This window comes from Mitsuaria sp. PDC51, assembly GCF_900113225.1.
Classification (GTDB): domain Bacteria; phylum Pseudomonadota; class Gammaproteobacteria; order Burkholderiales; family Burkholderiaceae_C; genus Roseateles.
On the sequence record NZ_FOZE01000002.1, the window covers coordinates 718,150 to 744,516 of the forward strand.

The following is a 26,367-nucleotide window of genomic DNA, read 5'->3' on the forward strand; positions in this document are numbered from 1 at the left end:
CACGGACACGGGTGACGCGGTGTCCGTGGTTGTACACCCTTGCTCGCTTCACGGGAATGAAATCCTTGCGGCCGAACAGGGCCGCATCCCCCTGGCAGAGGACGCGCCGGCTACCGACGCGCCTGCGTGGGGGCCAGTCGTCGCCCCGGCGCCGCCCCCCGCCGACGCCTCAACGCACGCGGTTGCGCCCGTCGCGCTTGGCGGCGTAGAGCGCGTCGTCGGCCTCGGCGATGAGGCTCTCCAGCCCGCGCTCGTCGTCGGGCACGCAGGCGGCGACGCCCAGGCTGACGGTGATCACCGGCCCCACCGGCGAGGCCGGGTGCGCGATCGCCAGCGACTCGATGGCGGCGCGGATGTGCTCGGCCACCCGGAGCGCCGCGTCGCGGTCGGCGCCGGGCAGCAGCACGACGAATTCCTCGCCGCCATAACGCGCCGCGAGGTCACCCGCCCGCCCGATGGAAGCCCCCAACACCGCGCCGACCGCCGCCAGGCACTCGTCGCCCTTGAGGTGGCCCAGCTGGTCGTTGTAGGGCTTGAAGGCGTCGACATCCGCCAGCACCAGCGCCAGGGAGGTGCCGGCGCGGCGCGCGCGGCGCCATTCCTCGTCGGCCGCCTCGTTGAAGCGGCGGCGGTTGGGCAGGCCGGTGACGGCGTCGAGGAAGGACAGCTGCTTCAGATGCTCATTGGCCTGGCGCAGTTCCTCGGTGCGCCGGGCCACCAGGCGTTCCATCTCGACCTGACGACGGCGCAGCTGGCGCATCCGCAGCATCACGGCGCCGGCGAAGCCGCCGATCGCCGCCAGGCCGACCAGAAGATGGAACCAGCCGGTCTCGTGGAAGCGCGGCCGCACGGTGACGGGCAGCGGCGCCTGCGCCTCGCGCCAGCGCTGACCATCCGCCGAGGCGGCCAGCCGCAGCCGGTACTCGCCATGCGACAGCGCCGGGAAGGTCAGTTCGCGGTCCTGGCCCACGTCGGTCCAGCCGCGCGACAGGCCTTCCATCCAGAAGCGGAAGCGCACCCGGTCGGCCTCGCGCAGCGTGGAGGCGGCCAGGCTGACCGACAGCGCCACCGGGCCGGGCGGCAGGTCCAGCGGGCGGCCGTCCAGCGGCACGGGCGCGCCGTCGACCTTGATCTGCTCGATGCGCACGGCCGGGGGCTCGCCGCCGCCGGGCAGGCGCGCCGGATCCACGACGACCAGCCCCGACGACGAGGGCAGCCAGGCGCGTCCGGCCGCGTCGATCGCGCCGGCGGCCTGCAGGTTGCCGGCGAAGCTGGTGGCGCGCAGCGCGTCGCCCGGGCCGAAGCCGAGCGAGCGGACCTGCTTGAGCCGGCCGTCGATCAGGCCGTCCAGGTCGTCGCGGGCGACGCGGTAGAAACCGCGGTTGCAGGTGATCCAGAAGTTGCCGGCGCGGTCCTCCAGGAGCACCTGCGACAGCCCGTCCCACAGGCCGTCGGCCGGGCGCACCGCGCCGATCTTCCCGTCCTTGAGGCGGTTGATGCCCTCGCCGTTCGTGCCGATCCAGAGCGCGCCGCGCGCGTCCTCCTTGAGCGCGATGACCCAGTCGGACAGCAGGCCGTCGGCGGTGCTGAAGTGCCGTGCCTTGCCGTCGCGCCAGCGCACCAGGCCCTGGCCGGTGGTGCCGAACCAGAGCGTGCCGGCGCGGTCCTGCAGGATCGCGGCGACGCCCTCGTCGGGCAGTCCGGGCGCGCGGACCTGCTCGAAGCCGCGGCCGTTGAAGCGCGCCAGCGCCGAGCGCGTGCCGACCCACACGGTGCCGTCGCGGTCCTCGTAGAGGGCGCGCACCTCGACGCCGGGCAGGCCGCTGTCCGGGCCGAAGCGCTCGATGCGGCCGTCGGGCAGCCGCCGCGCGACGCCGGCGGTGTAGGTGCCGATCCACAGCGTGCCGTCGCGCGCCTCGTGCATGGTCGAGACCTCGTCGGTGGGCAGGCCGTCGGCCTGGCGCAACGTCGTGATGCGGCCGTCCCGCAGGCGGTTGATGCCGCCGCCGGCGGTCGCGGCCCAGATCGCGCCGTCGCGCGCGGCGACGACGGAGCGGACGTTGTCGTGGCTCAGGCCCTCCGGCGTGCCGATCGCGGTGAAGGCGCGGTTGCGCAGTCGGTTCAGGCCGTCGACCCAGGTGCCGACCCAGATGCTGCCCTCGCGGTCCGCCATCAGGGACCAGACCTGGCTCCCGGCGAGCCCGCCGGCCGGCCCCGGCCCGGCGGAGATCGTGCTGAAGCGTCCGTCGTGGAGGCGGCTGACGCCCGCGCCCCAGCTGCCGATCCACAGGTCGCCGCGGAGGTCGCGGGCGAGCGCGGTGAGGTGGTCGCTGGGCAGGCCGTCGGCGGTGGTGTAGACGCGCATGTCCGGGCGATCGACCGCATGCAGGCGCACCAGCCCGCCGCCGGCGGTCGCGGCCCAGACGCCGCCGGAAGGATCCGGCAGCACGAAGCGCACCTGGGGATGCGGGAAGCCGGTCGACGCGTCGAAGACATGGAACTTGCCGTCCGTCGTCATCGCGAACAGGCCGGCGCCGGTGGTCGCGATCCAGAGCGTGCCCGCCGTGTCGAAGGCGACGGTGCGCAGCCGCGCGGCGGGCAGGCCGTCGGCGGCGCCGAAGGTCTTGACCGCGCCGTCCTTCCAGCGGACCAGCGCGCCGTCGCCAGCGGCCCAGATCGCGCCGGACTTGTCTTCGGCGAGCGACCAGATCCGGCGGCCACCGGCCTGCGCCTTCGAGATCGCCGCGCTGAAGCGCCCCTGCGCGTAGACCGCGACGCCGCCGGGGTGCCCGATCCACAACCGGCCCTGGCGGTCCTCCAGCAGCGCGAAGACCGGCTGCGAGGCGACGTCCGGGGCCTGCGCGGCGTCGAAGCTGATGAAGCGCCGGCCGTCGAAACGGGCCAGGCCGCCGGCGGTGCCGATCCACAGGCCGCCGTCGCGCGATTGCAGCAGCGCCTGGACGGTGTTGAGCGGCAGGCCCTGCTCGGTCTGCCAGAGGTCGACCTTGTACTGGCTCACCTCGCGGACCGGATCCGCCAGGTCGCCCGGGGTGATCGCGCTGGCGGCGCCGGCCGGCGCGCTCGCGCCACGCGCCGCCGCGACCGGTGCCGCCGTCGCCGGGACCAAGGCGGCCGCCAACAGCATGGCCATCGCCGCGAACGAGCGTCGCAAGAACGCGGCAGGCGTGATGGACGCAGCACGCGCGGCAAGCGCGCGCTCGGCGAAGGCGGTGGGGGCGGACCGGTCGACTGTCATGGGCGGAATCGCCGATTGTGACTGTTGCTGACGGACGGGCCACGCCGGCGCGTAAGGCAGGGGGCGGTGGGCGTGAAGCCTTGCCGGGCATGACGCGAGCCAGCCCCGTCCCGGCGCCGGGCGATGAAACCGCGCTGAAACGCCTCGCCCGCCCGTCGCGTCACAATCCCGCACCGCGCGCCTGACGAAGGCGCCTCCACCGCATCGCGCCCTCCCGGGCGCGATGTCCGTTTCCGCCACGACGCAGGTCCCGCCATGAGCTCCGTGAACCCCGCGATCCCCGCCCTTCCACTGCAGCAGCACCTCCCGACCGCCAGCCCGCTCGCCTACGGCTGCATGGGCCTGGGCGGCGGCTGGGACCGGCAGCCGTGGAGCGACGCGGATGTCGACCACGCGCAGGCCGCCGTGGAGGCGGCGATGGAGATCGGCGTCACCCTGTTCGACCACGCCGACATCTACACCTTCGGCAAGGCCGAGTCGGTCTTCGGCGCGCTGTTCAAGCGCCAGCCTTCGCTGCGCGACCGCCTCGTGCTGCAGAGCAAGTGCGGCATACGCTTCGCCGACGACGAGGGCCCCAAGCGCTACGACCTGTCCGGCGGCTACATCGTCGAGGCGGTCGAGGCGAGCCTGCAGCGCCTGGGCACCGAGCGCTTGGACATCCTGCTGCTGCACCGCCCCGATCCGCTGATGCAGCCCGACGAGATCGCCGAGGCCTTCCAGCGCCTGCGCGCGGCGGGCAAGGTCGCGCATTTCGGCGTGTCCAACATGAACGGCGGCCAGATGGCCTGGCTGGGTCACGCGCTGGCGCAACCGCTGGTCGTCAACCAGCTGGAGCTGGGCCTAGGCCACCTGGAGCCGCTGGACGCGGCCACCTGCTTCAACGACCGTCAGGCCGGCGCCCGCCCTGGCGCGCTGGCCTGGGCCGGCACGATGGAGCATTGCCAGCAGCACGGCATCCAGCTGCAGGCCTGGAGCGCGCTGGCCCGCGGCCGCTTCAGCGGCGACACCGCGCAGGACCCGGCCGACGAGGCGGCACGCGCGCTCGTGCGGCAACTGGCCCAGCGGCACGAGGTCAGCACCGAAGGCATCCTGCTCGCCTGGCTGATGAAGCACCCGGCGCGCATCCAGCCCGTCATCGGCAGCGCCAATCCGGATCGCATCCGCGCCTGCGGCGATGCGCTGCGGGTGCAGCTCAGCCGCGGCGAGTGGTACGCGCTCTACGAAGCGGCCCGCGGCGCGCCGCTGCCTTGAGCGCGACGAGCGTCAGAAGGCCGCGCTGAGCTCGGTCACCAGCGCGGCGGCGCCGATCTCGCGCAGCGCCGCGAAGTTCTGTCCGGCCCACAGCGGCGAGAAGTCGCCACTGCCCTGCGCCTCCGCCTTCGCGCGCAGCGGCGCGATGCTCGCGGTGGCCAGCGGGAAGCGCGGCGCCGCCTCGTTCAGCGGGCCGACCTCGCGCATCACGCGGTTGACGACACCACGCGCCGGACGGCCGGTGAAGAGGTTGGTGACCGCCGTGTGGTGATGCGCGGGATCGCGCAGCACCGCGCGGTGGACGGCGCTGGTGGTCGCCTCCTCGCACAGCAGGAAGGCCGTGCCCAACTGCACCGCCGACGCCCCCAGCGCCAGCGCGGCGCGGATGCCGCGGGCCTCGGCGATGCCGCCCGCCGCGATGACCGGCACCTGCACCGCGCGCACGATCTGCGGCAGCAGCGCCATCGTGCCGGGCTGGCGCGTCAGGTCGTCGCTGAGGAAATGGCCGCGATGGCCCCCGGCCTCCCAGCCCTGCGCGATCACGCCGTCCACGCCGTGGGCCTCGAGCCAGCGTGCCTCGTCGACGGTGGTGGCGCTGCCCAGCACCAGGCTGCCCCACCCTTTCACCCGCGCGACCAGTTCCTGCGACGGCAAGCCGAAATGGAAACTCACGACCGGCGGCTTGAAGGGCTCGACCAGGTCGGCGATCTCCGCGGTGAAGGGCTGACGGCCCGGTCCTGCCGGGATCTGCGCGGCGTCGATGCCGAACTCGGCGTAATACCGGCCGAGGCGATCGCGCCAGCGCGTCTCGCCCGCCTCGTCCGGCGGCGGCGGCGTGTGGGCGAAGAAGTTGACGTTGAACGGCTTGTCGGTGCCGTCGCGCAGCGCCTGCAGCTCCTTGAGCAGGGCGTCCGGTGCCAGCATCGCCGCGGGTAGCGAGCCCAGCCCGCCGGCGTTGCTGACCGCGATCGCCAGCCGCGCGTCCTGCACGCCGGCCATCGGCGCCTGGATCAGCGGCAGGCGGGTGCCGAGGAAGAACGGGGCGAAGGGCGCGCTGGAGGTGGGCATGGCGGCGGATCCTGGACTCGACGGAACGAGCCGCGATGATCGCGCAAGCGCAATGCCCCTGTCAGCCCGCGTCCAACTCGAAGGGCGGAATGCGGCGGCCGTCGATGTCGGTGAAGCCGTACTCGGCGGCCAGGTCGCCGACGCGCCAGACCCGACCGCTGCGCGCCATCACCGCCGGGTCCGCCGCCAGCGCGACGACCGCGCGGCCGACATACCGCGGCGACTCGGTGCCCGCGAGCTCGGGGCGCTCGCGCCAGTGCGCCTCGTCGGTGTGATGGCCGGCGAGCACGAACTCGGTCCGCATCCAGCCCGGCGACACCGCCACCGACGCCACGCCATGCGGCTTCAGGTCCTGCGCCATCGCGCCGGCCAGCCGCGTCATCGTCGCCTTGGCCAGGTCGTAGACCAGGTTGCCCTTGAGGAAGCGGTCCCGGTCCCAGAAGGTGGTGGTGACGATCAGGCCGCTGCCGCGCGCGATCATCAGCGGCGCCGCGGCGCGGCTGGCCAGCAGGTGGTTGCGCGCGCCGCGGTCCAGCATCGCGTCCCACTCGTCCATCGAGCGCTCCCAGAACGGCGCGTCAAAGACGCCGCTGAAGACCTCGTGGCCGCCCCAGGCGTTGTTGACCAGCAGGTCCAGCCGGCCCTGCTCCGCCTGCACCCGCTCGAACAGCGCGCGCACCTGCGCCTCGTCGGTATGGTCGCAGCGGGCGGCGATGCCGCGACCGCCCAGCGCGGTGAGCTCGTCGGCGGTGTCGTCGATGGTGCCGGGAATGCGGTCCAGGCCCGACAGCGCCTGGATGCGGCCGTATTGCGTCGCCGGTTCCGCGCGGGTGCTGCGGCCGGTGACGTAGACCGTCGCGCCGGCGGCGCCCAGTTCCAGCGCGATGCCCCGGCCCGCGCCCCGGCTCCCGCCGGTCACCACGGCCACGCGGCCGGCCAGCGGCCGTTCGATCCGTTCAGGGCTCATGTCGTCTCCCGTTGCTGCGAGCGGAAACGATACGCGGCCCTCGAGGGGCCGCGCGTCAAGTCCTGTCAGGAGACGGGGGCAAGCGCTCGAGGCGCCGCCCCGCCTTCCGGCTCACTTGCAGGTGAAGCTCTTCGCGTTCACTTCCTTGACGTTGCCCGCGCCGCAGGTGGCGGTGGCCTGGTCGCTCATCCGGCGCACGTCGTCCATGCGCTGCGTGCTGGCCTCGGTGGAGTTGGGCGCGATCACGCAACCGGTGCTCAGCATGGCGGCCGCGGCGGCCAGCAGCAGGGTCAGGGGACGAAGGGCGGAAACGGTCATGACGGGGGTCCCTCTCGGGGGTTGGAATCGGCGCAGTCTAGGCAGCGGTCCCCGGCGACCAAGTCGCGGCCGACGGGCCGTCGTCCGGCAGGGACGAACTGCACCGTCGCGCGACAGGCCGGGGAACCCCTCTCAGGGTCGCGCCAGCGCCTCCACCGGATCCAGCCGCGCGGCGCTGCGCGCGGGCAGGAAACCGAAGATCACCCCGATCAGCGAGGACACCGCGAAGGCGCCGGCGATCGCCGTCATCGAGACGATCATCCGGAACCCCATTCCCGCGGCGAAGTGGTTGAACAGCAGGCTGGCGCCGACCGCCAGCGACACGCCCAGCCCGCCGCCGATCAGGCAGACCAGCACGGCCTCGATCAGGAACTGGCGCAGGATGTCGCTCTGGCGCGCGCCGACGGCCATGCGCACGCCGATCTCGCCGGTGCGCTCGGTCACCGACACCAGCATGATGTTCATCACCCCGATGCCGCCGACCAGCAGCGAGATCAGCGCGATCGACGAGATCAGCAGCGTGATCGTGGCCGTCGTCTGTTCCACCGTCTGCCGGATGCTGTCGGTGTTGAACAGGAAGAAGTCGGTCGCGCCATGGCGCTGCGCCAGCAGGGTGCGGATGCCCTGCTCCGCCGCCGCGTTGGGCACCGCGTCGCTGACCCGCACGGTGATGCTGCGCAGGTAGTCCTGGCCGGTCATGCGGCTCATCGCCGTCGTGTAGGGCACCCAGACGTTGATCGCATCGTCGTTGCCGAAGGCGCTGGCCTTCTTCGCCGTCACGCCGACGATGCGCACCGGCACGTTGCCCAGCAGGATGACCTCGCCCAGCGCCGGCTCGCCATTCGGGAACAGCGTCTTGCGCGCGTTCTCGTCGATCACCGCGTCCTGCGCCCGGGCGCGCACCGCCGCCGCGTCGAAGGCCCGGCCCTGCGCCATCGTGTAGCCGCGCACGCGGAAGAACTGCTCGCCGACGCCGGTGACGGTCGCGCTCACGTCGACGCTGCGATAGCGCAGCCCCGCGGCCACGGCGACCGACGGCGTCACGCTGTCCACGTAGTCGAGCTGCGCCAGCGCGTCGGCGTCACCGGCCCGCAGCGTCCGGATGGCGCTGGCGCGCCGGTCACCGAAACCCTCGCCCGGCATGACGTCGATGGTGTTGGTGCCCATCGCGCTGATGTCGGCCAGCACTTTCTCTCGCGTGCCCTGCCCCAGCCCGACGACCGACACCACCGAGGCGATGCCGATGATGATGCCCAGCATCGTCAGCAGCGTGCGCAGGCGGTGCGCCAGCATGGCCTTGAGCGCCATGCCGGTGGCCTCCGCCACGCGCCCCAGCACCGCCGCCCAGGCCGCGCCGGGCGGCGCCGGATCGGGCTTGGCCAGCACCGCCGGCGGCGCCGCGTCCGGCCGGCGCCGGTCGGCGACGATGACGCCGTCGCTGATCTCGATCACCCGCTGCGCATGCGCCGCCACCTGCGCGTCGTGCGTCACCAGGATCACTGTGTGGCCGTCGGCATGCAGTTCCTCGAGGATGGTCATGACCTCGCGCCCGCTGGCCTGGTCGAGCGCGCCGGTGGGTTCGTCGGCCAGGATCACGTCGCCGCCGTTCATCAGCGCCCGCGCGATCGACACCCGCTGCTGCTGGCCGCCGGACAGCTGGCCGGGCCGGTGATGCAGGCGCTCCGCCAGGCCCAGCCGCGCCAGCAGCGAGCGGGCGCGCGCATGCCGATGCGCGGTGCCCGCGCCGGCGTAGATCGACGGGATCTCGACGTTGCCGACCGCGTCCAGGTCGCCCAGCAGCTGGTAGCGCTGGAAGATGAAGCCGAAGTGCTCGCGCCGCAGGCGGGCGAGCTCGTCCGGTCCCATCGCGCCGGTCTCCTGGCCCGCGACGCGATAGCTGCCGCGCGTGGGCCGGTCCAGGCAGCCGAGGATGTTCATCAGCGTCGATTTGCCGGAGCCCGACGGACCGATGATGGCCACCATCTCGCCGGCCTCGATCGTCAGGTCCACATCGCGCAGGACGGCGACGGTGCCTTCGCCGGCCGGGTATTCGCGGACCAGGCCGCGCAGTTCGAGCAGGGCCGCCATGCTCACATCCGCGGCGGCGGACGACGACCGTCGCTCGCCGCGCCGGGGGGCGCCGCCTCGGCGGTCACGACACGCTCGCCTTCCTTCAGGCCGTCCAGCACCTGCGCGCGCACCCGGTTGTTCAGACCGACGCGGACGACGCGATCCTCGATGCGGCCGTCGGCGCCGAGCACGCGGACCTTGTGGCGATCGCCGCTGCTGCCCTCGCGCGCACCGAGCGCCGCCACCGGGATCGTCAGCGCCGCCTTCGCCTGCGCCAGCACGATGGTCGCCTGCGCGGTCATGTTGATGCGCAGCGTGCCGTCCGGATTGGGCACGTCGAAGATGCCGTTGTAGTAGATCGCGTTGGTCGTGCCCGACGTGGAACTGGAAGTGGAGGTGGTCGCCGAGCTGTCCGCCAGCGTGGTGTCGCCGGGCTCGACCGCGCGCAGCGTCGCCTGGATGCGGCGATCCGGCTCGCCCAGCAGCGAGAAGTGGACCGGCATGCCGGGCTTCACGCGCGGCACGTCGGCTTCGGAGATGCGGGCCTTGATCGTCATCGTGTCCAGGCGCGCGAGCTTGATGATCGTGGGCGCCGTCTGCGCCGCGTTCACCGTCTGGCCCTGTTCCGTCACGATCGCGACGACGGTGCCGTCCATCGGCGCCAGCACGCGGGCGTAGCCGAGGTTCAGCTGCGCGGTGTCGACGTTGATCCGCGCCTGCGCCACCATCGCGCGCTGCGACTCGACATCGGCGCGCGCGGTGTTCAGCGTGGCCTCGGCGGCCTCCAGGTCGGCGCGGGCGCCGGCGTCACCGGCGGCCAGTTCGCGCTGCCGTTTCGCGGCCAGCTCCGCCTGGACCAGCGTCGCCTGCCGGGCGCCGAGCAGCGCCTCCGCGCTGCGCAGCGAGGCCTGCGCGTCGCGCAGCGCGTTCTGCTGCGTCAGCGCATCGATCTCGGCGATCAGCTGGCCTTCCTTGACCTTGTCGCCCAGCGCCACCGCCAGCCGCTTGACCTCGCCGGTCGCGCGCGCGCCGACGCTCACCAGCTTGTACGCATTGATCGTGCCGGTGGCCAGCACGCTGACCTCCAGGTCGCCGCGCTCGACCGCCGCCGAGGTCACCTGCGGCGGCGCAGGCGGGCTGAACCAGACCGCCTTCACGATCAGCGCCATCACCACCAAGCCCGCCGCGACCGCCACCAGCCGGCCCGGCTTCATCCACTGCTTCATCGGATCTCCCTCAATCCCTGGTCATTCACGGGCGCTGCCGGCCGTCGCTCTCGTCACGGCCGTTGCTGTCGTCCCGGTCAAGGCAGCAGCCGGCGCGACTGGCCCGTCCGACGGCGCCTGCCAGCCACCACCCAGCACCTTGTAGAGCGTGAGGCGGTTGAGCTGCTCGCTCAGCCGCAGCGTCACCAGCGCCTGCTGCGCGCTCACCAGCGAGCGCTGCGCGTCGAGCAGGTCCAGCTGCGTCGTGCTGCCGGCGCGGTACTGCGTTTCCGCCAGGCGCAGCTGCCGCTCCGAGGACGCGAGCAGCGATTGCTGCAGCGCGAGCCGGTCGGCCAGCGTCGCGCGCACGGCGAGCGCGTCCGCCACCTCGCGGAACGCGGTCTGGATGGCCTTGTCGTAGCTGGCCAGCGCGATGTCGCGGCCGACCTCGGCCTGGCGCAGCGCCGCATCGCGCGCGCCGCCGTCGAAGATCGGCAGCGACGCCGACGGACCGAGGCTCCAGCTCCCGCTGCCCGCCTTGAACAGGCCCGACAAGGCGCTGCTGCCGGTGCCGGCGCTCGCGGTCAGGCTGATCGTCGGGAACATCGCGGCGCGCGCGGCGCCGATGTCGGCATGGCGGGCGATCAGCGCGTGCTCGGCGGCCTGCACGTCGGGCCGGCGCTGCAGCACCGACGACGGCACGCCGCCGGGCAGGTCCACCAGCAGGCTGACCGTGGCGAGCGCATCGGTCGCTTGCGGCTCGAGCGCTGCGGGCAAGCTCGCGCCGAGCAGCAGTTCCAGCGCATGCCGGTCCTGGGCGATCGTCGCCGGCCACGCGGCCACGTCGGCCCGCGCGCTGTCCAGCGCCGTGCGCGCCTGCGCGAGCACCAGGCCCGAGACGGCGCCGGCCGCATGCCGGCGCTGCGTCAGCGCGAAGGAGCGCTCCTGGCTCTCCAGCGTCTGCTGGGCCAGCCGCTGGCGCTCGAGGTCCGCGGCCCAGGTGAGCCACGCGCTGGCGCTCTCGGCCACCAGGCTGATCTGCACGCTGCGCCGCGTCTCGTCGGCGGCCAGCAGCGACTGCTCCGCCGACGCGCTCAGGTTGCGGACGCGGCTGAAGACATCGAGTTCATAGCTGGCCAGCGCCAGTTGCAGCGACACCTGCTGCGTCACCTGCCCAGCGCTGCCGCCGCGACTGGCGCCGGCCGAGGCAGTCAGCGTCGGCAGCCGCTGCGCCTCGGTCTGGCGGAAGGCGGCGCGCGCCTGGTCGACCTGCAGCGCGGCCACGCGCAGGTCGCGGTTCTCGCGCACGGCCAGCTCGACAACGCCGCGCAGGCGCTCGTCCAGGAACACCGCATGCCAGTCGAGCGCGGCGGCGTCGGTCGCGGCCGGTGTGGCGGCGGTGCCCCGCGACGGCACGGCGGCGTCGGGCCGGCGGTAGTCCGGCGCGAGGTTGACGCAGCCGGCCAGCGTCAGCGCGGCGGCCAGCACGGCGATCGGCGCCCGGATCGGAGAGCGGGATGAAGGACGGTGCGAGGCAGACGGGCGGGCGGATCGTGGCCCCGGAGACGGGAGTCGGGTCATCGGCAAGCGGACGGACGGACTGGACGGAACGGGGACGGCCGCCGGCGCGAGGGGCGCGGGCCGGTGGCGTCAACGGTGCCGCGCATCATGCATCAGCGACCGGCGCGCGGATTTACGCGGCGGTAAATCGCGATGTCAGAACTGATGCATGTGGACACAGGACCCGTCGCACATCGCCGATGGGACCGGCGCTGTCGGGGTGTGAGTTCCGTCGTCCCCGAGATCAGGGGCGGTGCGCATCGCGCGCATAAACCCCATTCACACGCGCTTGACGTGACAGGGCTAGGCTGTCGACTTCGCCCTGCGAGGCGAACCAGGAGTTGCCGTGACTGACCTTTCCTCGATCCAGCGCCCTGCGACCGCGGTCCGCGCCGCGATCGCGGTGGCGGTCCTGGGCGCCCTGCTGAGCGCCTGCGGCGCTGACCGCGTCCCGGGCAAGCCGGCGATGAGCGCCCATGAAGCCACCCAGCATGATCGCTGCATCGCGCTGCTGCGTCCGATGCTGCTTGGGCAGCCGGTGCGCTCGACCTCGATCGAGCGCGGCCCGAACGGGCTGGACTACGTGTGGATCAATGCCGAGGTGCATGACGACGCGGACGACGTCGAGCGCCGGGTTGCCAAGGGCGCGCGCTTCGCGGGCCACTGCCAGTTCGATGCCGGTGGAGAATCCGTGCACCTGCACGCCTACGCGCTGGAGGCCGGCGACGCCCCCGCGACGCCGGCGGTGGACTACCGCTTCGTCGCCGGTTCCCGCGAGCGGGTCGCGAGCGCCGATCCGCGATGAGCCCACCCATGCTGCTGCGCATCCACCATGCCGCGATCATCTGCGCCGACTACGAGCGCTCGCGCCGCTTCTACACCGAGGTCCTGGGCCTGCGCGTGATCGCGGAGACCTACCGCGAGGCGCGGCGCTCCCACAAGCTGGACCTGGCGCTGCCGGACGGCTCGCAGATCGAGCTGTTCAGCTTTCCCGGCGCGCCGCCGCGGCCGTCCTATCCGGAGGCCCAGGGGCTGCGCCATCTGGCCTTCGAGGTGGACGACGTCGAGCGCGGCAAGGCCGAGCTCGAAGCGCGGGGCGTGAGCGTCGAGGCGGTGCGCGTCGACGAGCTCACCGGCAAGCGCTTTACCTTCTTCGCCGACCCGGACGGGTTGCCGCTCGAGCTTTACGAGCGCTGAGCGCCATCCGCGCCATCGCGGCGCGGACCCATGGCGCTCAGTTCAGCCGGTAGTTCAGTCGCAGCCAGGTGACCGTGCCCTCGGGGCGATTGCGCACCGAGAACTCCTTCATCACCTTGAAGTCGACGCCCCAGTCGCCGCTTTCCGCCAGGTAGGCGATCAGCGGGCCCGCGGACAGTGCCTGGACCTTGTTGGCACCGGCATCGCCGCCGCGGTCCGCGGTGAACTGCTTGAGCACGTAGCCCTGCACGCCGAACTTCCACTGGTCGTTCAGCTGGTAGGTGCCGGACCAGTCCGCATGCAGGTACTGGCCGGAGCGAACGCCGGTGTCGTCATTGCGGGTGTTGAAGGAGTAGGTCGCGCGCAGGCCGACGGCGAAGCCGTTCTCCCACACGCGCGAGGCCACCAGCAGCGGCTTGAAGGTCCAGTACTTGCCGGCGCCCGGATTGACCGGACGGTCCGCGTCGTAAGAGCCCATCGGCGGGTTGAACGCGACGCCCAGCGCCACGCGCGATTCGTCCTGCTGCCAGTCGAGGTAGGCCGCCAGTTCCGGATCGGCCATGCCGCTGCGCTTGCCCGACAGCGCGCCGCCCGCGGCGGCCAGCTGCTGGTTGACGGCCGCGGCGACATTGGCCGGCACGCCGGCCGGCAGCACCGTGGTCAGCGTGAAGTCATTGGTCTGGCGGACCAGCGGGAAGGCGGCGGAGAAGCCCAGGCGGCCGTCCATCACGATCTTCTCGGTGACCCAGGTCAGTCGCGGCACGAAGACGTCGGCCTTGATCGAGCCGTTCACCGTCAGCGGCAGCGTGCCGACACCCGGGATCGTCAGCGCCTGGGTCGGCGTCTTGCCATCGGCGTCGCGCAGCTTGTCGGCCTCGTAGTGCTGGTACCAGAACTGCGCATAGAGACCGGGGAACTGCGGCGTCGAGATCTCGTACGACGGCGCGCCCAGCAGGGCACGCACCTGGCTGTTCTCGGTGGCGTGGGCGGCGCCCGCAGCGGCGAGCGAGGCGACGGCCACGGCGACGAGCGCGCGCGGCATCAGGCAAAGACGGTCGATGGACACGGGGATCCCTCCGGGGTGCTTGGAATAAGGTCTGCGGTGTTCGGGCGCCTGCATCGTGTCGGACCACCGGTCTTGAGGCGGACTGCAACTGGTGCCGTGCCCGCGCGTGGCGGCGTCGATGAAGCGGCGCGCATCGTGCCAGCGGATGCCCGCGGCTCGCGTGCCAAACGTCACGTGGACCATCGGATTAGAGGCACGGCCCCAGTTTCCGGGGCTGACGCGCCACACCGTCGCGCGCTTTAATCCGGTCCGCACAGCGCCCGCGATCGCCGTCACCATCGGCTCAAACTCGCGACGCCCCGAGTGCGGGCCCGTTTCGCCACCGCGTCCGGCCGGCTCGCGGATTCCCCTGACAACACGACGCGCCACGCCTGGAGGAGACTTCCCATGCTTCGTACCGCTCTTGCCCGTTCCGCCCGGAACGCCCTGTTCATCGGCCTGATCGCGGCATCGACCTGGGTCGCCGCCGCGGAGGTCGAGGTGGAGGGCTACAAGTTCCAGGACACGGCCACGCTGCACAACCAGGTGCTGCAGCTCAACGGCGCGGCCACGTCGAGCATCCTGTCGACGCGCTCGACGGCGGTGGCCTTCTACCTGCCGCGCAAGCAGACCACGATGGAAGCGGCGGTGGCCGAGAAGGGGGCCAAGCGCATCACCTTCTACATGATGCGGGACGTGTCCTCGCGCGACCTGGCCAACGCGATGCTCGACCGCATCCGCCAGAACGCGGCGGACGAGTTCGCGAAGAACATCATCCAGACCTCGCAGCTGGGCGTGGTCTTCGGCAATCGCGCCAAGCTGCTCAAGGGCGACCTGGTCACGATCGACTACGACCCGGCGAAGCAGACCACCGAGTTCAACGTCAACGGCCAGAAGGTCGGCGACACCATCCAGGGCGAGAGCTTCTTCCCGATGATGATGAAGGTCTGGATCGGCCCGAAGGTGCGCGGCAGCACGCGCGACGGCCTGCTCGGGGTCGCGCCGGCGAAGTGAGCGCCGGGCGGGAACCCCGATGACGACGGGCCTGCGGCCCGTCGTCGTGTTTCAGCGCTGGCGCGACGCGCTCAGCGGCCGAGCTGCTTCAGCGCCGCCTGCAGGCCGGTGACACCGCCGACGCGCTGGTCGTTGATGAAGACCTGCGGCATCTGCCGCACCGAAGGGCCGCACTTCTCGTAGAAGGCCATGCGCTCGGCCTCGTCGTCGATCAGGATTTCCTGGAATGCCATCCCGCGCGACTTGAGCAGCATCTTCGCCGTGTCGCATTGCGGGCAGGCGGACTTGGAGTAGACGACGATCTTGAGTTCCATGGGGGCGGAGTGTATGCGCCGGCGCGCTTAAGCTCCGCGCCCATGGACGCCCTGATCAACGCCGCCGCGCGCTGTCTCGCCGCCGGGGATGCGCTCGGCGCGCTGCAGCGGGTGGCCTTGCGCGAGGACCCGCCCGCGCTCGCGCTGCGCGGCATCGCGATGGCGCAGCTCGGCGAGCATCCACGCGCCCGCGTCCTGCTGCGGCGCGCCGCCAAGGGCTTCGGTTCGAAGGAGGCCGTCGCCCGCGCGCGCTGCGTCGTGGCCGAAGCGGAAGTCGCCCTCGCGATGCGCGACCTGGGCGAGCCCGCGCGAGCGCTGCTGCAGGCGGCCGAGGTCCTCGAGGCCCACGATGACCGCGCCAACGCCTTGCTGGGCCGATGGATCGCGGCGCGGCGCCTGATCCTGCTGGGACGGCTCGACGAGGCCAGGCGCGCGCTGCCCATCGAGGAGCCCACGCGGTCGCCGCCACTGCTGGCGGCCATGGCGGGATTGACGACCGCCGAGCTCGCGCTGCGCTCGCTGCGCAGCGGGGAGGCCGTGGCGGCACTCGACGCGGCTGCGATCGCCGCGCGGCGCTCCGGCGTGCCGGCGCTGATGGCGGAGGCCGACGCGATGCGCGCCCTGCTCGACCAGCCGGTGGCCCGGCGCATCGACGCGGGCACGGAACGTCCCTTGCGGCTCGCCGAGGTCGAGGCGCTGCTGCAGTCGCCCGCATTCGTCGTCGACGCCTGCCGGCGAGCGATCCGCGGTGCCGGCCTGGCTGTGGACCTGGCGCGCCGGCCAGTGCTGTTCAGCCTGGCGCGCGCGCTGGCCGAGGCCGGCCCGGCAGGCGCCTCGCGCGCCGCGCTGATCCTGCGCGCCTTCCGGGCGCGCCATCCGGACGAGACCCATCGCGCGCGCCTGCGCGTGGAACTCGGCCGGCTGCGGGCGCTGCTCGCGCCGGCGGCCCACATCGAAGCGACCCCCGATGGCTTCGCGCTGCGCGCCGAGGCGGGCCGGTCGGTGACGGTGCTGGTGCCGCCGATCGAAGGCGAGTCCGCCGCCTTGCTGGCGCTGCTCGCGGACGGCAACGCCTGGTCGACCTCGGCCCTCGCGCTGGCCCTGGGCGCGAGCCAGCGGACGGTGCAGCGCGCGCTGGCGGACCTGGAGGCCGACGGGCAGGTGCGGGCGCTCGGCCTCACGCGCGCCCGGCGCTGGCTGGCGCCGCCGATGAGCGGATTCGCGACGATCTTGTTACTCCCCGCGCTGCCGCCGTCTGGATAGATTGCAGTCCATGCGGCGACGGTCGCCGCGAAGGAGAACCCGATGTCCTCGACCGCTTCCACAGCCTGCGATCCCCATGCCGAGGCCCGCATGGCCTCCAACGACGGCCTGCCCGAGGCCCGTCCCGCCGAGGTCGTGCGCGAGTACGGCCCCTACCCCGGCGCGCCCGCCGTCCACGGCGTCAGCCACGACGGCGACCGCGTCTGGGCCGCGACGGCGCTGGGGCTGCTGGCGATCGATCTGGCCAGCGGGGAGGTCCAGCGCACGCTGCCCTGTGCCGCCGACGCCGGCACGGCCTTCGATGGCCGCCACCTGTACCAGATCGCCGATGCGCGCATCCACAAGATCGACCCCGCCAGCGGCCGCGTGCTCGGGTCGATCCCCGCGCCATCGGGTCAAGGCAGCGATTCCGGACTCACCTGGGCCGAAGGCAGCCTGTGGGTGGGCCAGTACCGCGACCGCACGATCGTGCAGATCGATCCCGAGACCGGCGCGGTGCGGCGCAGGATCGAGTCCAACCGCTTCGTCACCGGCGTCACCTGGGTCGATGGCGAACTCTGGCATGCCACCTGGGAAGGCGACGAGAGCGAGCTTCGACGCGTCGATCCCGTCGACGGCACGGTGAAGGAGCGGCTCGCGATGCCCGCCCACCAGGGCGTCAGCGGCCTGGAGTCCGACGGCGCCGGCCTGTTCTATTGCGGTGGCGGCGGCAGCGGGAAGCTGCGCGCCGTGCGGCGCCCGCCGCGCGCCTGACAGGCGCGGCGCCCGGGCTGTCGCTTCAGCGCGCCTTGCCCAGGTCCATGACCCAGTACTTGCTGTAGGTGTTGGCCGAGGAGGCCGCCGGCCGGCAGGCGACGCCCACGTCGGCGAAGTTGGCCGACATCAGGTTGGCGCAGTGGCCCGGGCTGTTGCGCCAGGAGCTCATGACCGCCTCGACCGTCGCCTGTCCGGCGGCGATGTTCTCGCCGGCCGCGACCCAGGTGTAGCCGGCGGCGGTGATCCGGTCGGAGAACTTGCGGCCGTCCTGGCTGTCGTGGCTGAAGTAGTTCTTGTTGGTCATGTCCAGCGCGTGCGCATCGGCGGCCTGCGTCAGCTTGTCGTTCCAGACGACCGGCGCGACGGCAGGAAAGTTCCCCGACGTGCCGCAGCTGGCGCCCGAGGCGCGCAGCGCGTTGATGCGGTCGAGCAGGTCCTGCTTGAAGTTGGGCAGGTCGCAGGTGCCGGCCACGGGGGTGGGCGTCGGCGTCGACGGGGTGGGCGTGGGGGTCGAGCCCGGCGTGCCGGTATCGGCGTCACCGCCGCCACCGCCGCAGGCGCTCAGTCCCAGCGCCAGCAAGGCGGCGGCAATCATCGAAAGGGGCAATGGCCGGCGGACCGGCTTCTCATGGACGTCCATCGCGGCATCTTATGAAACAGCCGGAAAGAAAGCTGGAACGAAACGTACCGGACCTCCCCCTTCCCGAACGCGGGCGCCGCTCCCTGAGCGGCGCCCGGCAGCGCTCACAGCAGGTCGTAGCGGTCCAGGTTCATCACCTTGGTCCAGGCCTTGACGAAGTCGTTGACGAAGACCTTCTCGCCGTCACTGGACGCGTACACCTCGGCCAGCGCGCGCAGCTGGGAGTTCGAGCCGAACACCAGGTCCGCCGCCGTGCCGGTCCACTTCAGCGCGCCGGTCCCGCGGTCGCGGCCCTCCAGCACGCCTTCGTCGCTGGTCGACTTCTGCCATTTCGTCCGCATGTCCAGCAGGTTGACGAAGAAGTCGTTGCTCAGCGTTTCCGGACGCGTCGTGAAGACCCCATGCCGGGTGTGGCCGAAGTTGGTGCCCAGCACCCGCATGCCGCCGATCAGCGCGGTCATCTCCGGCGCGCTCAGCGTGAGCAGCTGGGCCTTGTCGACCAGCAGCTCGGCCGCATGCGGCACCAGGTCCTTGCGGATGTAGTTGCGGAAGGCGTCAGCCGCGGGCTCCAGCACGCCGAAGGACTCGACGTCCGTCTGGTCCTGCGAGGCATCGGTGCGCCCCGGCGAGAACGGCACGACGACCGCATGCCCCGCCTGCTTCGCCGCCGCCTCGACACCGGCCGATCCGCCCAGCACGATCAGGTCGGCCAGCGAGATCTGCTTGCCGCCGGCCGCCGAGCTGTTGAACTCCTTGCGCACCGCTTCCAGCTTGGACAGCACCTTCTCGAGCTCGCTGGGCTGGTTCACCGGCCATTCCTTCTGCGGCGCGAGCCGGATCCGCGCGCCATTGGCGCCGCCGCGCTTGTCGCCGCCACGGAAGGTCGAGGCCGAGGCCCAGGCCGTCGTCACCAGCTGCGAGATGCTCAGGCCGCTGGCCAGCAGCTTCGCCTTGAGCGCGATGACGTCCTGGTCGTCCACCAGCGGATGGCTGACCGGGGGCACCGGGTCCTGCCAGATCAGCTGCTCCTGCGGCACCAGCTTGCCGAGGTAGCGCGACGTCGGCCCCATGTCGCGGTGCGTCAGCTTGAACCAGGCGCGCGCGAAGGCGTCGGCCAGCTCGGCCGGGTTCTGCATGAAGCGGCGCGAGATCTTCTCGTAGGCCGGATCGACGCGCAGCGCCAGGTCGGCCGTCGTCATCATCGGCGCGTGGCGCTTGGTCTTGTCATGCGCGTCGGGCACGGTGCCGGCGCCGGCGCCGCCCTTGGGCGTCCACTGGTGCGCCCCGGCCGGGCTCTTCGTCAGCTCCCATTCGTAGCCGAACAAGGTCTCGAAGTAGCTGTTGTCCCAGGTCGTCGGCGTCGGCGTCCAGGCGCCCTCGATGCCGCTGGTGATCGTGTAGACACCCATGCCCTCGCCCAGCTGGTTCTTCCAGCCCAGGCCCTGCTCCTCGAGCCCGGCGCCCTCCGGCATCGCGCCGACGTGATGCGCCTCGCCCGCGCCGTGCGCCTTGCCGAAGGTATGACCACCGGCGACCAGCGCCACCGTTTCCTCGTCGTTCATCGCCATGCGGCGGAAGGTCTCGCGGATGTCGCGCGCGGAGGCCGCCGGATCGGGCTTGCCGTTCGGTCCTTCCGGATTCACGTAGATCAGGCCCATCTGCACCGCCGCCAGCGGATTGGCCAGGTCGCGGTCGCCGGCATAACGTTCGTCGCCGAGCCAGGTGGTCTCCGGGCCCCAGAAGGTGTCGGTCTCCGGCTCCCAGATGTCAGCGCGGCCGCCCGCGAAGCCAAAGGTCTTGAAGCCCATCGACTCCAGCGCGACGTTGCCCGCCAGGATCATCAGGTCGGCCCACGACAGCTTGCGGCCGTACTTCTGCTTGATCGGCCAGAGCAGCCGCCGGGCCTTGTCGAGGTTGCCGTTGTCGGGCCAGCTGTTCAGCGGCGCGAAGCGCTGCGCGCCGGTGCCCGCGCCGCCGCGGCCGTCCTGCACGCGGTAGGTGCCGGCCGAGTGCCAGGCCATGCGGATGAAGAAGGGGCCGTAGTGGCCGTAGTCGGCGGGCCACCAGTCCTGCGAGTCGGTCATCAGCGCATGCAGGTCCTGGACCACCGCGTCGAGATCCAGGGTCTGGAACTCCCGCGCGTACTTGAATTCCTCGCCCATCGGATTGGACTTGGGCGAATGCAGGGAAAGGATGGAGAGGTTGAGTTGCTCGGGCCACCAGTCGCGGTTGCCTTTGGTCCCGGCCACCGCATGGTGGTGGGTGCCGCTCGAGAATGGGCACTTGGAATCGCCTGACATGTCTGCCTCCTGAGTTGAGCCTTGGGGAACCGTCCGCTTGTCCGCAGAGTGCGAGCGCGGACGAGTCTAGGACTCGGCCGGCGACGGCGGCAACAGCCGGGGTTTATCGGGCCGATAGCTTTTTCGGCGTGGCCGGCTGGCGGCGCGGGCCCTCATCCGGTCCGCGCATGAGTAAAGTCGCTGGCCGAGCAAGGCCATTGGGCAGACTCTCCCCGTCGTCGAAAGGGAGGACAAGAATGTCGCCCTGCCGCCGGCCGATGCCGGTGGGACGACGAGAATCGCCCGGTCCCGCACGATCGACCGTCGCCGTCCGCGGCGATGGACCCTTCACCTTGGAGCCCATCATGTCTCTGCGCATCAACGACACCGCCCCGAACTTCACCGCCAAGACCACGCACGGGGAGATCAACTTCCACGACTGGATCGGCGACAGCTGGGCCATCCTGTTCTCGCACCCGAAGGACTTCACGCCGGTGTGCACGACCGAGCTGGGCTACATGGCGAAGATCGAGCCCGAATTCACCAAGCGCAACGCCAAGCTGATCGGGCTGTCGATCGATCCGGTCGAGAACCACTCGAAGTGGGCCGCCGATATCGAGGAGACGCAGGGCGCCGCGGTGAAGTACCCGATGATCGGCGACACCGATCTGGCGGTGGCCAAGCTCTACAACATGCTGCCGGCCGAGGAGCCGGGCACCTCGGAGGGCCGCACCGCGGCGACCAACGCGACGGTGCGCTCGGTCTTCATCGTCGGTCCGGACAAGAAGATCAAGCTGACGCTGACCTACCCGATGACCACGGGCCGCAACTTCGACGAGATCCTGCGCGTGCTCGATTCCATCCAGCTCACCGCCAAGCACCGCGTCGCCACGCCGGTGAACTGGAAGCACGGGGACGACGTGATCATCGCGGGCTCGGTGTCCGACGACGAAGCCAAGACGATCTACCCCGAAGGCTGGAAGGCGCCCAAGCCCTACCTGCGCATCGTCAAGCAGCCCAAGTGAGGCAGCGCGACCGGCGCGCGTGACGACACCGCGCCGCGCGTTGCGCTCGAGTGAAGGCCGGACCCTCCGATGGGGGAGAACCGGCCTTTTTCCATGGAGGCGTCGATAACATGCGCGGCTTCATGCGGCGCGCGACCGCATGGCCCATGGAGTCCTCGATGTTGTTCACCCGCCGCGCCTCGGCCATCGCCGGGCTGGTGCTCGCCGCCGCCGTGTTGGCCTGGTCCCTCGCGCCGGAGGGCGAGCGCGTGACCCTGTCCGTCCCCGCGCATGCGGAGCGGACGTCCGCCGCGCCGCCGCCGATCGCCATCCCATCCCGTGGAACTGCACCGGCCCCCGGCACGCCGGCCGTGGCCGGCGCGGCGAGGGAGGCCGCCATCGGTGCCTCCGCCGCCCTGCGCGACTACGGCCAGATCGTGATCACCGCGCTCAATGGCGGCACGCCGCAGCAGGCCGGCGAGGCCGCGAAGCTGCTCGTCCTGTGCAGTACCGTCCCGCAGACGCGCGATGCACTCGAGGAGCTGAAGCAGGAAGGACGCGTGGCCGCTGAAGGCGCCGACCGCACCATCGCCGCGCTCGACAGACAGGAGCGCTCATGCCAGTCGATCCCGCCCGACCTGATGGGCCGGGAGCTGGAACTCTCGGCGCGCGCCGTGCTGGGGGGCGTGAAGGGCGTCGCGACGATCTATGGCGCCGCCGTCCACTACGCCCCGCCGGAGGCCATGCGCCAACCGCTGGCTGCGGCCTTGCGCGCGGACTTCCTCGACGGAGATGGCGTCGCCGCGCTGATGCTGGCGCAGCACAGGGAGCTCTTCGGCCTGTCCAGGGTCGAGTCGCGGGCCTATGAGATCGCTTTCGACAAGATGGACGCGATCGGTTTCTTCGACCCGGATCGCGCCAGCGGGGCTGGCAAGCCGCTGACCGACGAGGAACAGCGTCAGGCCGAAACGCTGGCCGCGACGTGGACCAAGGACATGAAGCCGCAGCACGGACACCGTCACGGCTAGACGACATTCCCCGATGCCCTTCCTGCGCTGGATCCTCGCTGCTGCCGCGCTTACAGGCGCGGCGACCCTCGTGGCCTTCGGGCTTCATCCCGCCGACGATGATCGTGTCGCGCTTGCCGACCCCTCGTCGACGGCTGCCTCCACCGAGCTGACGGCCTCGTCCGCCTCCCCGCCCCAGGCGTCCCGACCGTTCTCACCCGGCGCCTCGGGACCACCAGCGGCCGGCACGACGCGGCCAGCCGCGATCGGGCCCGCTGTCGGCGCCTCCGCCGTCATCGAGGACTACGGCCAGATCGTGCTTGCCGCGCTGCAGGGCGGCTCCGCCGCGCAAGCCGGCGACGCGACGGAGGTGTTGTCCCGCTGCGAGGGCGCGACCCAGGTGCGAGAGACCCTGGAGACCGTTCGCGCCGATCCCAAGTCCAACCCGGCGGACGTCGCCCACGCGATCGCGCATTTCGACGACCGCGTGCGCCGCTGCCAGTCCATCACCGACGAGATGCGGGCCCAGCGCCTGCCGCTGGCCGAGCGCGCGCTGCGTGGCGGCGAGCGAGGTGTCTCGATGGCCTACTTCCGCCTGGTCGATTTCGACCCGCCGCAGGACATGCGCGCCCCGCTGCTCGAGGGCCTGCGCGGCGACGTCCGCGCCGGCGACCGCTTCCCCACGCTCGTGCTCGCCACGCGCGGCGAAGACCTGGGTTTGTCTCCGGTCGAGGCGCGGGCCTACGCGCTGCTGGCCGAGGACCTCAACCCCCAACTCATCGCGCCGGGCAAGTTCAGCCGGAACCGCGAGCAGGAGCGCCTGACTGACGCGCAGCTGCGCCAGGCCGCCGAGCTCAAGGAGCAGTACAAGCGCGAGATGAAGCGGCCACGCACCGGCCGGCGCGTGGGCCGATCCGGCTGAGCCAGAATCCCGCGCGTCGGGAGCGATTCGAACAAGGAGAAGACATGGCGGACAAGAAGGAGATCCAGGCGCGGGCCGAAGCGCTGCTCGCGCAGGGCGTGGGCAAGTCCGAGGTGTTCCGGCAGCTGTCCGGACAGGGCATGAAGGACCGCCAACTGGCGGCCTGGCTGGCCGCCCGGCATGACCCGCAGGCGCGCGCCGAGATGAGCCTGCACGTCAACATCCTGGTCGGGCTGATGGTGCTGCAGGCGCTGATCGTGCTGGCGGTCGGCTGGCAAGTCTCGATGTGGCTCGGCCTCGCCTTGACCAGCATCCCGCTGCTGTTCGCCTGGGGCTTCCGCAAGCCCTACGCCGGCGCCTACACCGGCTACCTGTTCCTGTCGATCATCACGGTGGGCCGCAACGTGGCTCAGCTGTTCCCGATCACCACCGGCGGCCTGGTCGGCATGGCGCTCTCGATCGCCATGATCTGCTACGTCTTCTGGATCCAGCGCCGGATCTTCCCGGACGTGAACTTCCTCGGCCCGATGCGCAAGGGCGGACAGTTCGTCTTCACGACCTGAGGTCGATCGCAGGCCGTCCAAGGCCGCGCCATCAGGGCACGAACAGCGCCCGCTCTTCCTCGAAGACCTGCTGCAGATGGTCCGCGACGGTCCGGATCGCACGGGCCTTGCGGTCCTGGCCGCGGATCAGCAGCCAGATCTCGCGCGCCTCGCGGGTCGGCGTGAGCGCGCATTCGCGCAAGCCCGGCACCTGGCGTCCGATGTAGTGCGGCAGCAGCGCCAGGCCGGCGCCGGTCCGCGCCGCGATCGCCTGCGACATGTGGTTGTTGGCGCGGAAGGCCACCCGCCTGCGCGGGAAGTGCTGCGCGAGCCAGGTGGCGTCGGGCATGTCCGCGTTCTCCTCGTCGAAGCCGACGAACACCGGCGCCGCGCCGCCCTCGACCGCCGCGCAGATCGCCGGCGTGCCGTAGAAGCCGAAACCCATGGTGCCCAGCGGCTTGGCGATGAAGTCGCCGTCGCGCGGTCGCATCAGGCGCACCGCGATGTCGGCGCGGTGACGGTCCAGGCTGACCGGGCGCAGGTCGGTGGCGAGGTCCAGGTCCAGCCCCGGATGCACCGCGGAGAGCCGCGCGAGCCGATCGATCAGGAAGCCCTGCGACAGCGCCGGTGGCGCATTGACCCGCACCAGCCCGCGCACCGCGTCGTCCTCGTCGCCTTCGCGGGCGAGCGTCAACGCGGCGGCTTCCATCTCGCTCGCCGCGGCCAGTGCCAGCCGGCCCGCCGGCGTCAGCGCATAGCCGTCGGGCCGGCGGTCGACAAGCTTGTCGCCGAGGCGATCCTCCAGCGACTGGATGCGGCGCGCGATCGTCGCGTGATTGACCGAGAGCGCCCGCGCCGCCGCCGACAGGCTGCCGTGCCGCCCGAGCGCGAGGAACACCCGCATGTCCTCCCAGTCCACGCCCCGGCGAGGGCCTGTGCGTTTTTGATCAGCCATTGAGACAGGATAGCGGCTACCGCTGGCGCAGGCCGGCTCCTACGCTTCGTCCAACGCCTCCCGATCCCCGATCGCCGCGGCGTCCCCGACGACCCCGGATCCTCCGGATCCCGCATGAACAGGAGCCTTCCATGTCCACCGCTTCCAGCACCGCCACCGCCACCGCCGCCACGCAGCGGGTCGCCCTCATCACGGGCGCCTCGCAAGGCATCGGCGCCGGCCTCGTCGCCGCCTACCGCGCCCAGGGTTATGCGGTCATCGCCAACTCCCGCAACATCCAGCCGGGCGACGACGCCGGCGTGATCGCCGTGCCCGGCCACATCGGCGACCGCGCCGTCGCCCAGCGCATCGTCCAGACGGCGCTCGACCGCTTCGGCCGCATCGACACGCTGATCAACAACGCTGGCATCTTCCTGGCCAAGCCCTTCACCGAATACACGCTCGCGGACTACCAGGCCGCGTTCGACGTCAACGTGGCCGGCTTCTTCCACCTCACGCAGCTGGCGCTGCCGCAGATGCTGCTGCAGCGGCACGGCCACATCGTGCAGATCACGACCACGCTGGTCGACCAGCCGATCGCCGGCGTGCCGGCCGGCCTGGCCAGCCTGACCAAGGGCGGCCTGGATGCGGTGACGCGCTCGCTCGCGATCGAATACGCGAAGAGCGGCGTGCGCGTGAACGCGGTGCGTCCCGGCGTCATCAAGACCCCCATGCATGCACCGCAGACCCATGAGTTCCTGGCCGCCCTGCACCCGATGGGCCGCATGGGCGAGATCAGCGAGGTCGTCGACGCGGTGATGTACCTGGAGCGCGCGGGCTTCGTCACCGGCGAGCTGCTCAACGTCGACGGCGGCCAGCACGCCGGCCGCTGAAAGGAGCCCCCATGCCCTACGTCAACATCAAGGTGACCCGCGAGGGCACCGCCCCCGGCGCCAGCGCCACCACGCCCGAGCAGAAGGCCGCCCTGATCCAGGGCGTCAGCGACCTGCTCTTCGAGGTGATGGGCAAGCCGCGCCACATGACCTTCGTCGTCATCGACGAGGTGGAGCTCGAGAACTGGGGCGTCGGCGGACTGCCGACGGCGGAGTTCCGCCGGCGGCAGTCCGGGACGCCGGGCTAGGGAGGCCCTGGAAAACGCGGCGCCCGCACGGGAGGATCGGGCGCTCAGCCGCCCTTGATCCTCACCGTGAAGGTCAGCTTGTAGCTGCCGCCGTCGCCGCCGTAGTTCAGCGGTGACAGCGCGGTTTCCGTCGTCACCGTCGGCACGACGAAGCTGTGCCAGCCGAGGTACTCGTCGTTGGACAGGGAACTGGACACGAGGCTGGACAGCTTGGGCCCCACGATCGAGCGCAGCTGCGCCGCCGTCAGGTTGGACCAGCCGCTCTGGCCATAGACGTTCCAGATCGACTGCAGCATCAGTTGCAGCACGCCGCCGCTGCCCAGGTCCGGGTCCCAGTCCTCCTCCAGCAGCCAGGCGAAGACGAAGGCGCCGCCGGCCTCGGCCTCGTCGACGATCTGCCGCGTGTTGACGATGCGGCCCTTCAGGAAGTGGTTGTCCCAATCGGGATCGCGCACGCGGATCAGCTTGCCGCCCGGCACGTTGCGGTGGGCCATGAACACCAGCACATAGGGCGAGTCGCCGCCGTCGCCCTCGCTCGTGTCGTCCAGGCACTTGATCTGCGTCACCATCAGCTGGCGTGTCGGCATGGTCGTCTCCCTGCGCATCCCGCATCG

Annotated in this window: 25 protein-coding genes; 12 read left to right on the plus strand and 13 right to left on the minus strand. The window is 71.8% G+C overall.

Annotated features, from left to right (window positions below; translation table 11 throughout):
• Positions 1-169 precede the first annotated feature (169 nt).
• On the minus strand, positions 170-3,172 hold the full coding sequence (locus tag BM393_RS14575; protein WP_217648447.1) for a two-component regulator propeller domain-containing protein: 3,003 nt from the start codon (positions 3,170-3,172) through the stop codon (positions 170-172).
• Between the two features lie 339 nt (positions 3,173-3,511).
• Here BM393_RS14575 and BM393_RS14580 point away from each other — a divergent pair, with 339 nt between their 5' ends.
• A complete protein-coding gene (locus BM393_RS14580) occupies positions 3,512-4,507 on the plus strand; it encodes an aldo/keto reductase family oxidoreductase (RefSeq protein ID WP_091727428.1) in 996 nt (331 codons plus the stop codon).
• 12 nt (positions 4,508-4,519) lie between these two features.
• Here the strand turns inward: BM393_RS14580 and BM393_RS14585 are convergent, their stop codons facing one another.
• The 6 genes from BM393_RS14585 to BM393_RS14610 form a co-directional block, all read right to left on the minus strand.
• Positions 4,520-5,575 (minus strand): nitronate monooxygenase family protein, encoded by a 1,056-nt coding sequence (locus BM393_RS14585; RefSeq protein ID WP_091727431.1) that lies wholly within the window; start codon positions 5,573-5,575, stop codon positions 4,520-4,522.
• Between the two features lie 61 nt (positions 5,576-5,636).
• Positions 5,637-6,542 (minus strand): SDR family NAD(P)-dependent oxidoreductase, encoded by a 906-nt coding sequence (locus tag BM393_RS14590; RefSeq protein ID WP_091727436.1) that lies wholly within the window; start codon positions 6,540-6,542, stop codon positions 5,637-5,639.
• 111 nt (positions 6,543-6,653) lie between these two features.
• Entirely contained in the window at positions 6,654-6,860 is a 207-nt protein-coding gene (locus BM393_RS14595; protein WP_091727440.1) for a hypothetical protein, read from the minus strand.
• Positions 6,861-6,992: 132 nt separating this feature from the next.
• Positions 6,993-8,948: a MacB family efflux pump subunit gene (locus BM393_RS14600; protein WP_091727445.1), complete on the minus strand. Its 1,956-nt coding sequence runs from the start codon at positions 8,946-8,948 to the stop codon at positions 6,993-6,995.
• Between the two features lie 2 nt (positions 8,949-8,950).
• Positions 8,951-10,156, minus strand: a complete 1,206-nt coding sequence (locus tag BM393_RS14605; protein ID WP_091727449.1) for an efflux RND transporter periplasmic adaptor subunit — start codon at positions 10,154-10,156, stop codon at positions 8,951-8,953.
• Between the two features lie 21 nt (positions 10,157-10,177).
• Positions 10,178-11,623 (minus strand): efflux transporter outer membrane subunit, encoded by a 1,446-nt coding sequence (locus BM393_RS14610; RefSeq protein ID WP_254783453.1) that lies wholly within the window; start codon positions 11,621-11,623, stop codon positions 10,178-10,180.
• A 418-nt stretch (positions 11,624-12,041) separates the two neighbouring features.
• Here BM393_RS14610 and BM393_RS14615 point away from each other — a divergent pair, with 418 nt between their 5' ends.
• Together BM393_RS14615 and BM393_RS14620 are read left to right on the plus strand one after the other, a co-directional pair.
• The gene (locus BM393_RS14615; RefSeq protein ID WP_091727455.1) at positions 12,042-12,500 is read left to right on the plus strand and encodes a hypothetical protein; all 459 of its coding nucleotides are present in this window, start codon (positions 12,042-12,044) and stop codon (positions 12,498-12,500) included.
• An 8-nt stretch (positions 12,501-12,508) separates the two neighbouring features.
• Positions 12,509-12,892 carry a VOC family protein gene (locus BM393_RS14620; protein ID WP_091727460.1) on the plus strand — a complete coding sequence of 128 codons (384 nt, stop codon included), beginning with the start codon at positions 12,509-12,511 and terminating at the stop codon, positions 12,890-12,892.
• Between the two features lie 37 nt (positions 12,893-12,929).
• Here BM393_RS14620 and BM393_RS14625 read toward each other — a convergent pair whose 3' ends face one another.
• Entirely contained in the window at positions 12,930-13,958 is a 1,029-nt protein-coding gene (locus tag BM393_RS14625; RefSeq protein WP_141225340.1) for a transporter, read from the minus strand.
• Positions 13,959-14,345: 387 nt separating this feature from the next.
• Between BM393_RS14625 and BM393_RS14630 the strand changes: the two genes are divergently transcribed.
• A complete protein-coding gene (locus tag BM393_RS14630; RefSeq protein WP_091727467.1) occupies positions 14,346-14,951 on the plus strand; it encodes a chalcone isomerase family protein in 606 nt (201 codons plus the stop codon).
• Between the two features lie 71 nt (positions 14,952-15,022).
• Here BM393_RS14630 and BM393_RS14635 read toward each other — a convergent pair whose 3' ends face one another.
• Complete coding sequence (locus tag BM393_RS14635; RefSeq protein ID WP_091727472.1) at positions 15,023-15,265, minus strand: glutaredoxin domain-containing protein; 243 nt, start codon at positions 15,263-15,265, stop codon at positions 15,023-15,025.
• A 42-nt stretch (positions 15,266-15,307) separates the two neighbouring features.
• Here BM393_RS14635 and BM393_RS14640 point away from each other — a divergent pair, with 42 nt between their 5' ends.
• Both BM393_RS14640 and BM393_RS14645 read left to right on the plus strand, forming a co-directional pair.
• On the plus strand, positions 15,308-16,528 hold the full coding sequence (locus tag BM393_RS14640) for a helix-turn-helix domain-containing protein (protein WP_091727476.1): 1,221 nt from the start codon (positions 15,308-15,310) through the stop codon (positions 16,526-16,528).
• Positions 16,529-16,618: 90 nt separating this feature from the next.
• Entirely contained in the window at positions 16,619-17,281 is a 663-nt protein-coding gene (locus BM393_RS14645) for a PQQ-binding-like beta-propeller repeat protein (protein ID WP_091731555.1), read from the plus strand.
• 25 nt (positions 17,282-17,306) lie between these two features.
• Here the strand turns inward: BM393_RS14645 and BM393_RS14650 are convergent, their stop codons facing one another.
• Complete coding sequence (locus BM393_RS14650; protein ID WP_254783454.1) at positions 17,307-17,924, minus strand: CAP domain-containing protein; 618 nt, start codon at positions 17,922-17,924, stop codon at positions 17,307-17,309.
• A gap of 104 nt (positions 17,925-18,028) precedes the next feature.
• Positions 18,029-20,224: a catalase/peroxidase HPI gene (katG, locus tag BM393_RS14655; protein ID WP_091727479.1), complete on the minus strand. Its 2,196-nt coding sequence runs from the start codon at positions 20,222-20,224 to the stop codon at positions 18,029-18,031.
• A 344-nt stretch (positions 20,225-20,568) separates the two neighbouring features.
• On the opposite strand from katG, the gene BM393_RS14660 reads away from it, so the two are divergent.
• From BM393_RS14660 to BM393_RS14675, 4 genes are all read left to right on the plus strand, one after another.
• Positions 20,569-21,228 carry a peroxiredoxin gene (locus tag BM393_RS14660; protein WP_091727483.1) on the plus strand — a complete coding sequence of 220 codons (660 nt, stop codon included), beginning with the start codon at positions 20,569-20,571 and terminating at the stop codon, positions 21,226-21,228.
• Positions 21,229-21,386: 158 nt separating this feature from the next.
• Positions 21,387-22,235, plus strand: a complete 849-nt coding sequence (locus BM393_RS14665) for a hypothetical protein (RefSeq protein ID WP_141225341.1) — start codon at positions 21,387-21,389, stop codon at positions 22,233-22,235.
• Between the two features lie 13 nt (positions 22,236-22,248).
• A complete protein-coding gene (locus BM393_RS14670; protein WP_141225342.1) occupies positions 22,249-23,136 on the plus strand; it encodes a hypothetical protein in 888 nt (295 codons plus the stop codon).
• A 44-nt stretch (positions 23,137-23,180) separates the two neighbouring features.
• Positions 23,181-23,699, plus strand: a complete 519-nt coding sequence (locus BM393_RS14675) for a hypothetical protein (RefSeq protein ID WP_091727495.1) — start codon at positions 23,181-23,183, stop codon at positions 23,697-23,699.
• 31 nt (positions 23,700-23,730) lie between these two features.
• Here the strand turns inward: BM393_RS14675 and BM393_RS14680 are convergent, their stop codons facing one another.
• On the minus strand, positions 23,731-24,633 hold the full coding sequence (locus tag BM393_RS14680) for a LysR family transcriptional regulator (protein WP_091727498.1): 903 nt from the start codon (positions 24,631-24,633) through the stop codon (positions 23,731-23,733).
• 131 nt (positions 24,634-24,764) lie between these two features.
• Here BM393_RS14680 and BM393_RS14685 point away from each other — a divergent pair, with 131 nt between their 5' ends.
• A complete protein-coding gene (locus BM393_RS14685) occupies positions 24,765-25,505 on the plus strand; it encodes an SDR family NAD(P)-dependent oxidoreductase (RefSeq protein ID WP_091727503.1) in 741 nt (246 codons plus the stop codon).
• Between the two features lie 11 nt (positions 25,506-25,516).
• Positions 25,517-25,753, plus strand: coding sequence for a 4-oxalocrotonate tautomerase family protein (locus BM393_RS14690; RefSeq protein WP_091727508.1), 237 nt, complete (start codon positions 25,517-25,519; stop codon positions 25,751-25,753).
• A gap of 44 nt (positions 25,754-25,797) precedes the next feature.
• On the opposite strand, the gene BM393_RS14695 is transcribed toward BM393_RS14690, so the two are convergent.
• Positions 25,798-26,340: a hypothetical protein gene (locus tag BM393_RS14695; RefSeq protein ID WP_091727512.1), complete on the minus strand. Its 543-nt coding sequence runs from the start codon at positions 26,338-26,340 to the stop codon at positions 25,798-25,800.
• Between the last annotated feature and the right edge of the window lie 27 nt (positions 26,341-26,367).

Bases quoted from the DNA above. Each gene is read 5' to 3' on its own strand.
- BM393_RS14580 (WP_091727428.1), top strand. From the start codon at position 3,512: ATGAGCTCCGTGAACCCCGCGATCCCCGCCCTTCCACTGCAGCAGCAC.
- BM393_RS14585 (WP_091727431.1), bottom strand. From the start codon at position 5,575: ATGCCCACCTCCAGCGCGCCCTTCGCCCCGTTCTTCCTCGGCACCCGC.
- BM393_RS14590 (WP_091727436.1), bottom strand. From the start codon at position 6,542: ATGAGCCCTGAACGGATCGAACGGCCGCTGGCCGGCCGCGTGGCCGTG.
- BM393_RS14595 (WP_091727440.1), bottom strand. From the start codon at position 6,860: ATGACCGTTTCCGCCCTTCGTCCCCTGACCCTGCTGCTGGCCGCCGCG.
- BM393_RS14600 (WP_091727445.1), bottom strand. From the start codon at position 8,948: ATGGCGGCCCTGCTCGAACTGCGCGGCCTGGTCCGCGAATACCCGGCC.
- BM393_RS14605 (WP_091727449.1), bottom strand. From the start codon at position 10,156: ATGAAGCAGTGGATGAAGCCGGGCCGGCTGGTGGCGGTCGCGGCGGGC.
- BM393_RS14620 (WP_091727460.1), top strand. From the start codon at position 12,509: ATGCTGCTGCGCATCCACCATGCCGCGATCATCTGCGCCGACTACGAG.
- BM393_RS14630 (WP_091727467.1), top strand. From the start codon at position 14,346: ATGCTTCGTACCGCTCTTGCCCGTTCCGCCCGGAACGCCCTGTTCATC.
- BM393_RS14635 (WP_091727472.1), bottom strand. From the start codon at position 15,265: ATGGAACTCAAGATCGTCGTCTACTCCAAGTCCGCCTGCCCGCAATGC.
- BM393_RS14640 (WP_091727476.1), top strand. From the start codon at position 15,308: ATGGACGCCCTGATCAACGCCGCCGCGCGCTGTCTCGCCGCCGGGGAT.
- BM393_RS14645 (WP_091731555.1), top strand. From the start codon at position 16,619: ATGGCCTCCAACGACGGCCTGCCCGAGGCCCGTCCCGCCGAGGTCGTG.
- BM393_RS14650 (WP_254783454.1), bottom strand. From the start codon at position 17,924: ATGGACGTCCATGAGAAGCCGGTCCGCCGGCCATTGCCCCTTTCGATG.
- katG (WP_091727479.1), bottom strand. From the start codon at position 20,224: ATGTCAGGCGATTCCAAGTGCCCATTCTCGAGCGGCACCCACCACCAT.
- BM393_RS14660 (WP_091727483.1), top strand. From the start codon at position 20,569: ATGTCTCTGCGCATCAACGACACCGCCCCGAACTTCACCGCCAAGACC.
- BM393_RS14665 (WP_141225341.1), top strand. From the start codon at position 21,387: ATGTTGTTCACCCGCCGCGCCTCGGCCATCGCCGGGCTGGTGCTCGCC.
- BM393_RS14670 (WP_141225342.1), top strand. From the start codon at position 22,249: ATGCCCTTCCTGCGCTGGATCCTCGCTGCTGCCGCGCTTACAGGCGCG.
- BM393_RS14675 (WP_091727495.1), top strand. From the start codon at position 23,181: ATGGCGGACAAGAAGGAGATCCAGGCGCGGGCCGAAGCGCTGCTCGCG.
- BM393_RS14680 (WP_091727498.1), bottom strand. From the start codon at position 24,633: ATGGCTGATCAAAAACGCACAGGCCCTCGCCGGGGCGTGGACTGGGAG.
- BM393_RS14685 (WP_091727503.1), top strand. From the start codon at position 24,765: ATGTCCACCGCTTCCAGCACCGCCACCGCCACCGCCGCCACGCAGCGG.
- BM393_RS14690 (WP_091727508.1), top strand. From the start codon at position 25,517: ATGCCCTACGTCAACATCAAGGTGACCCGCGAGGGCACCGCCCCCGGC.
- BM393_RS14695 (WP_091727512.1), bottom strand. From the start codon at position 26,340: ATGCCGACACGCCAGCTGATGGTGACGCAGATCAAGTGCCTGGACGAC.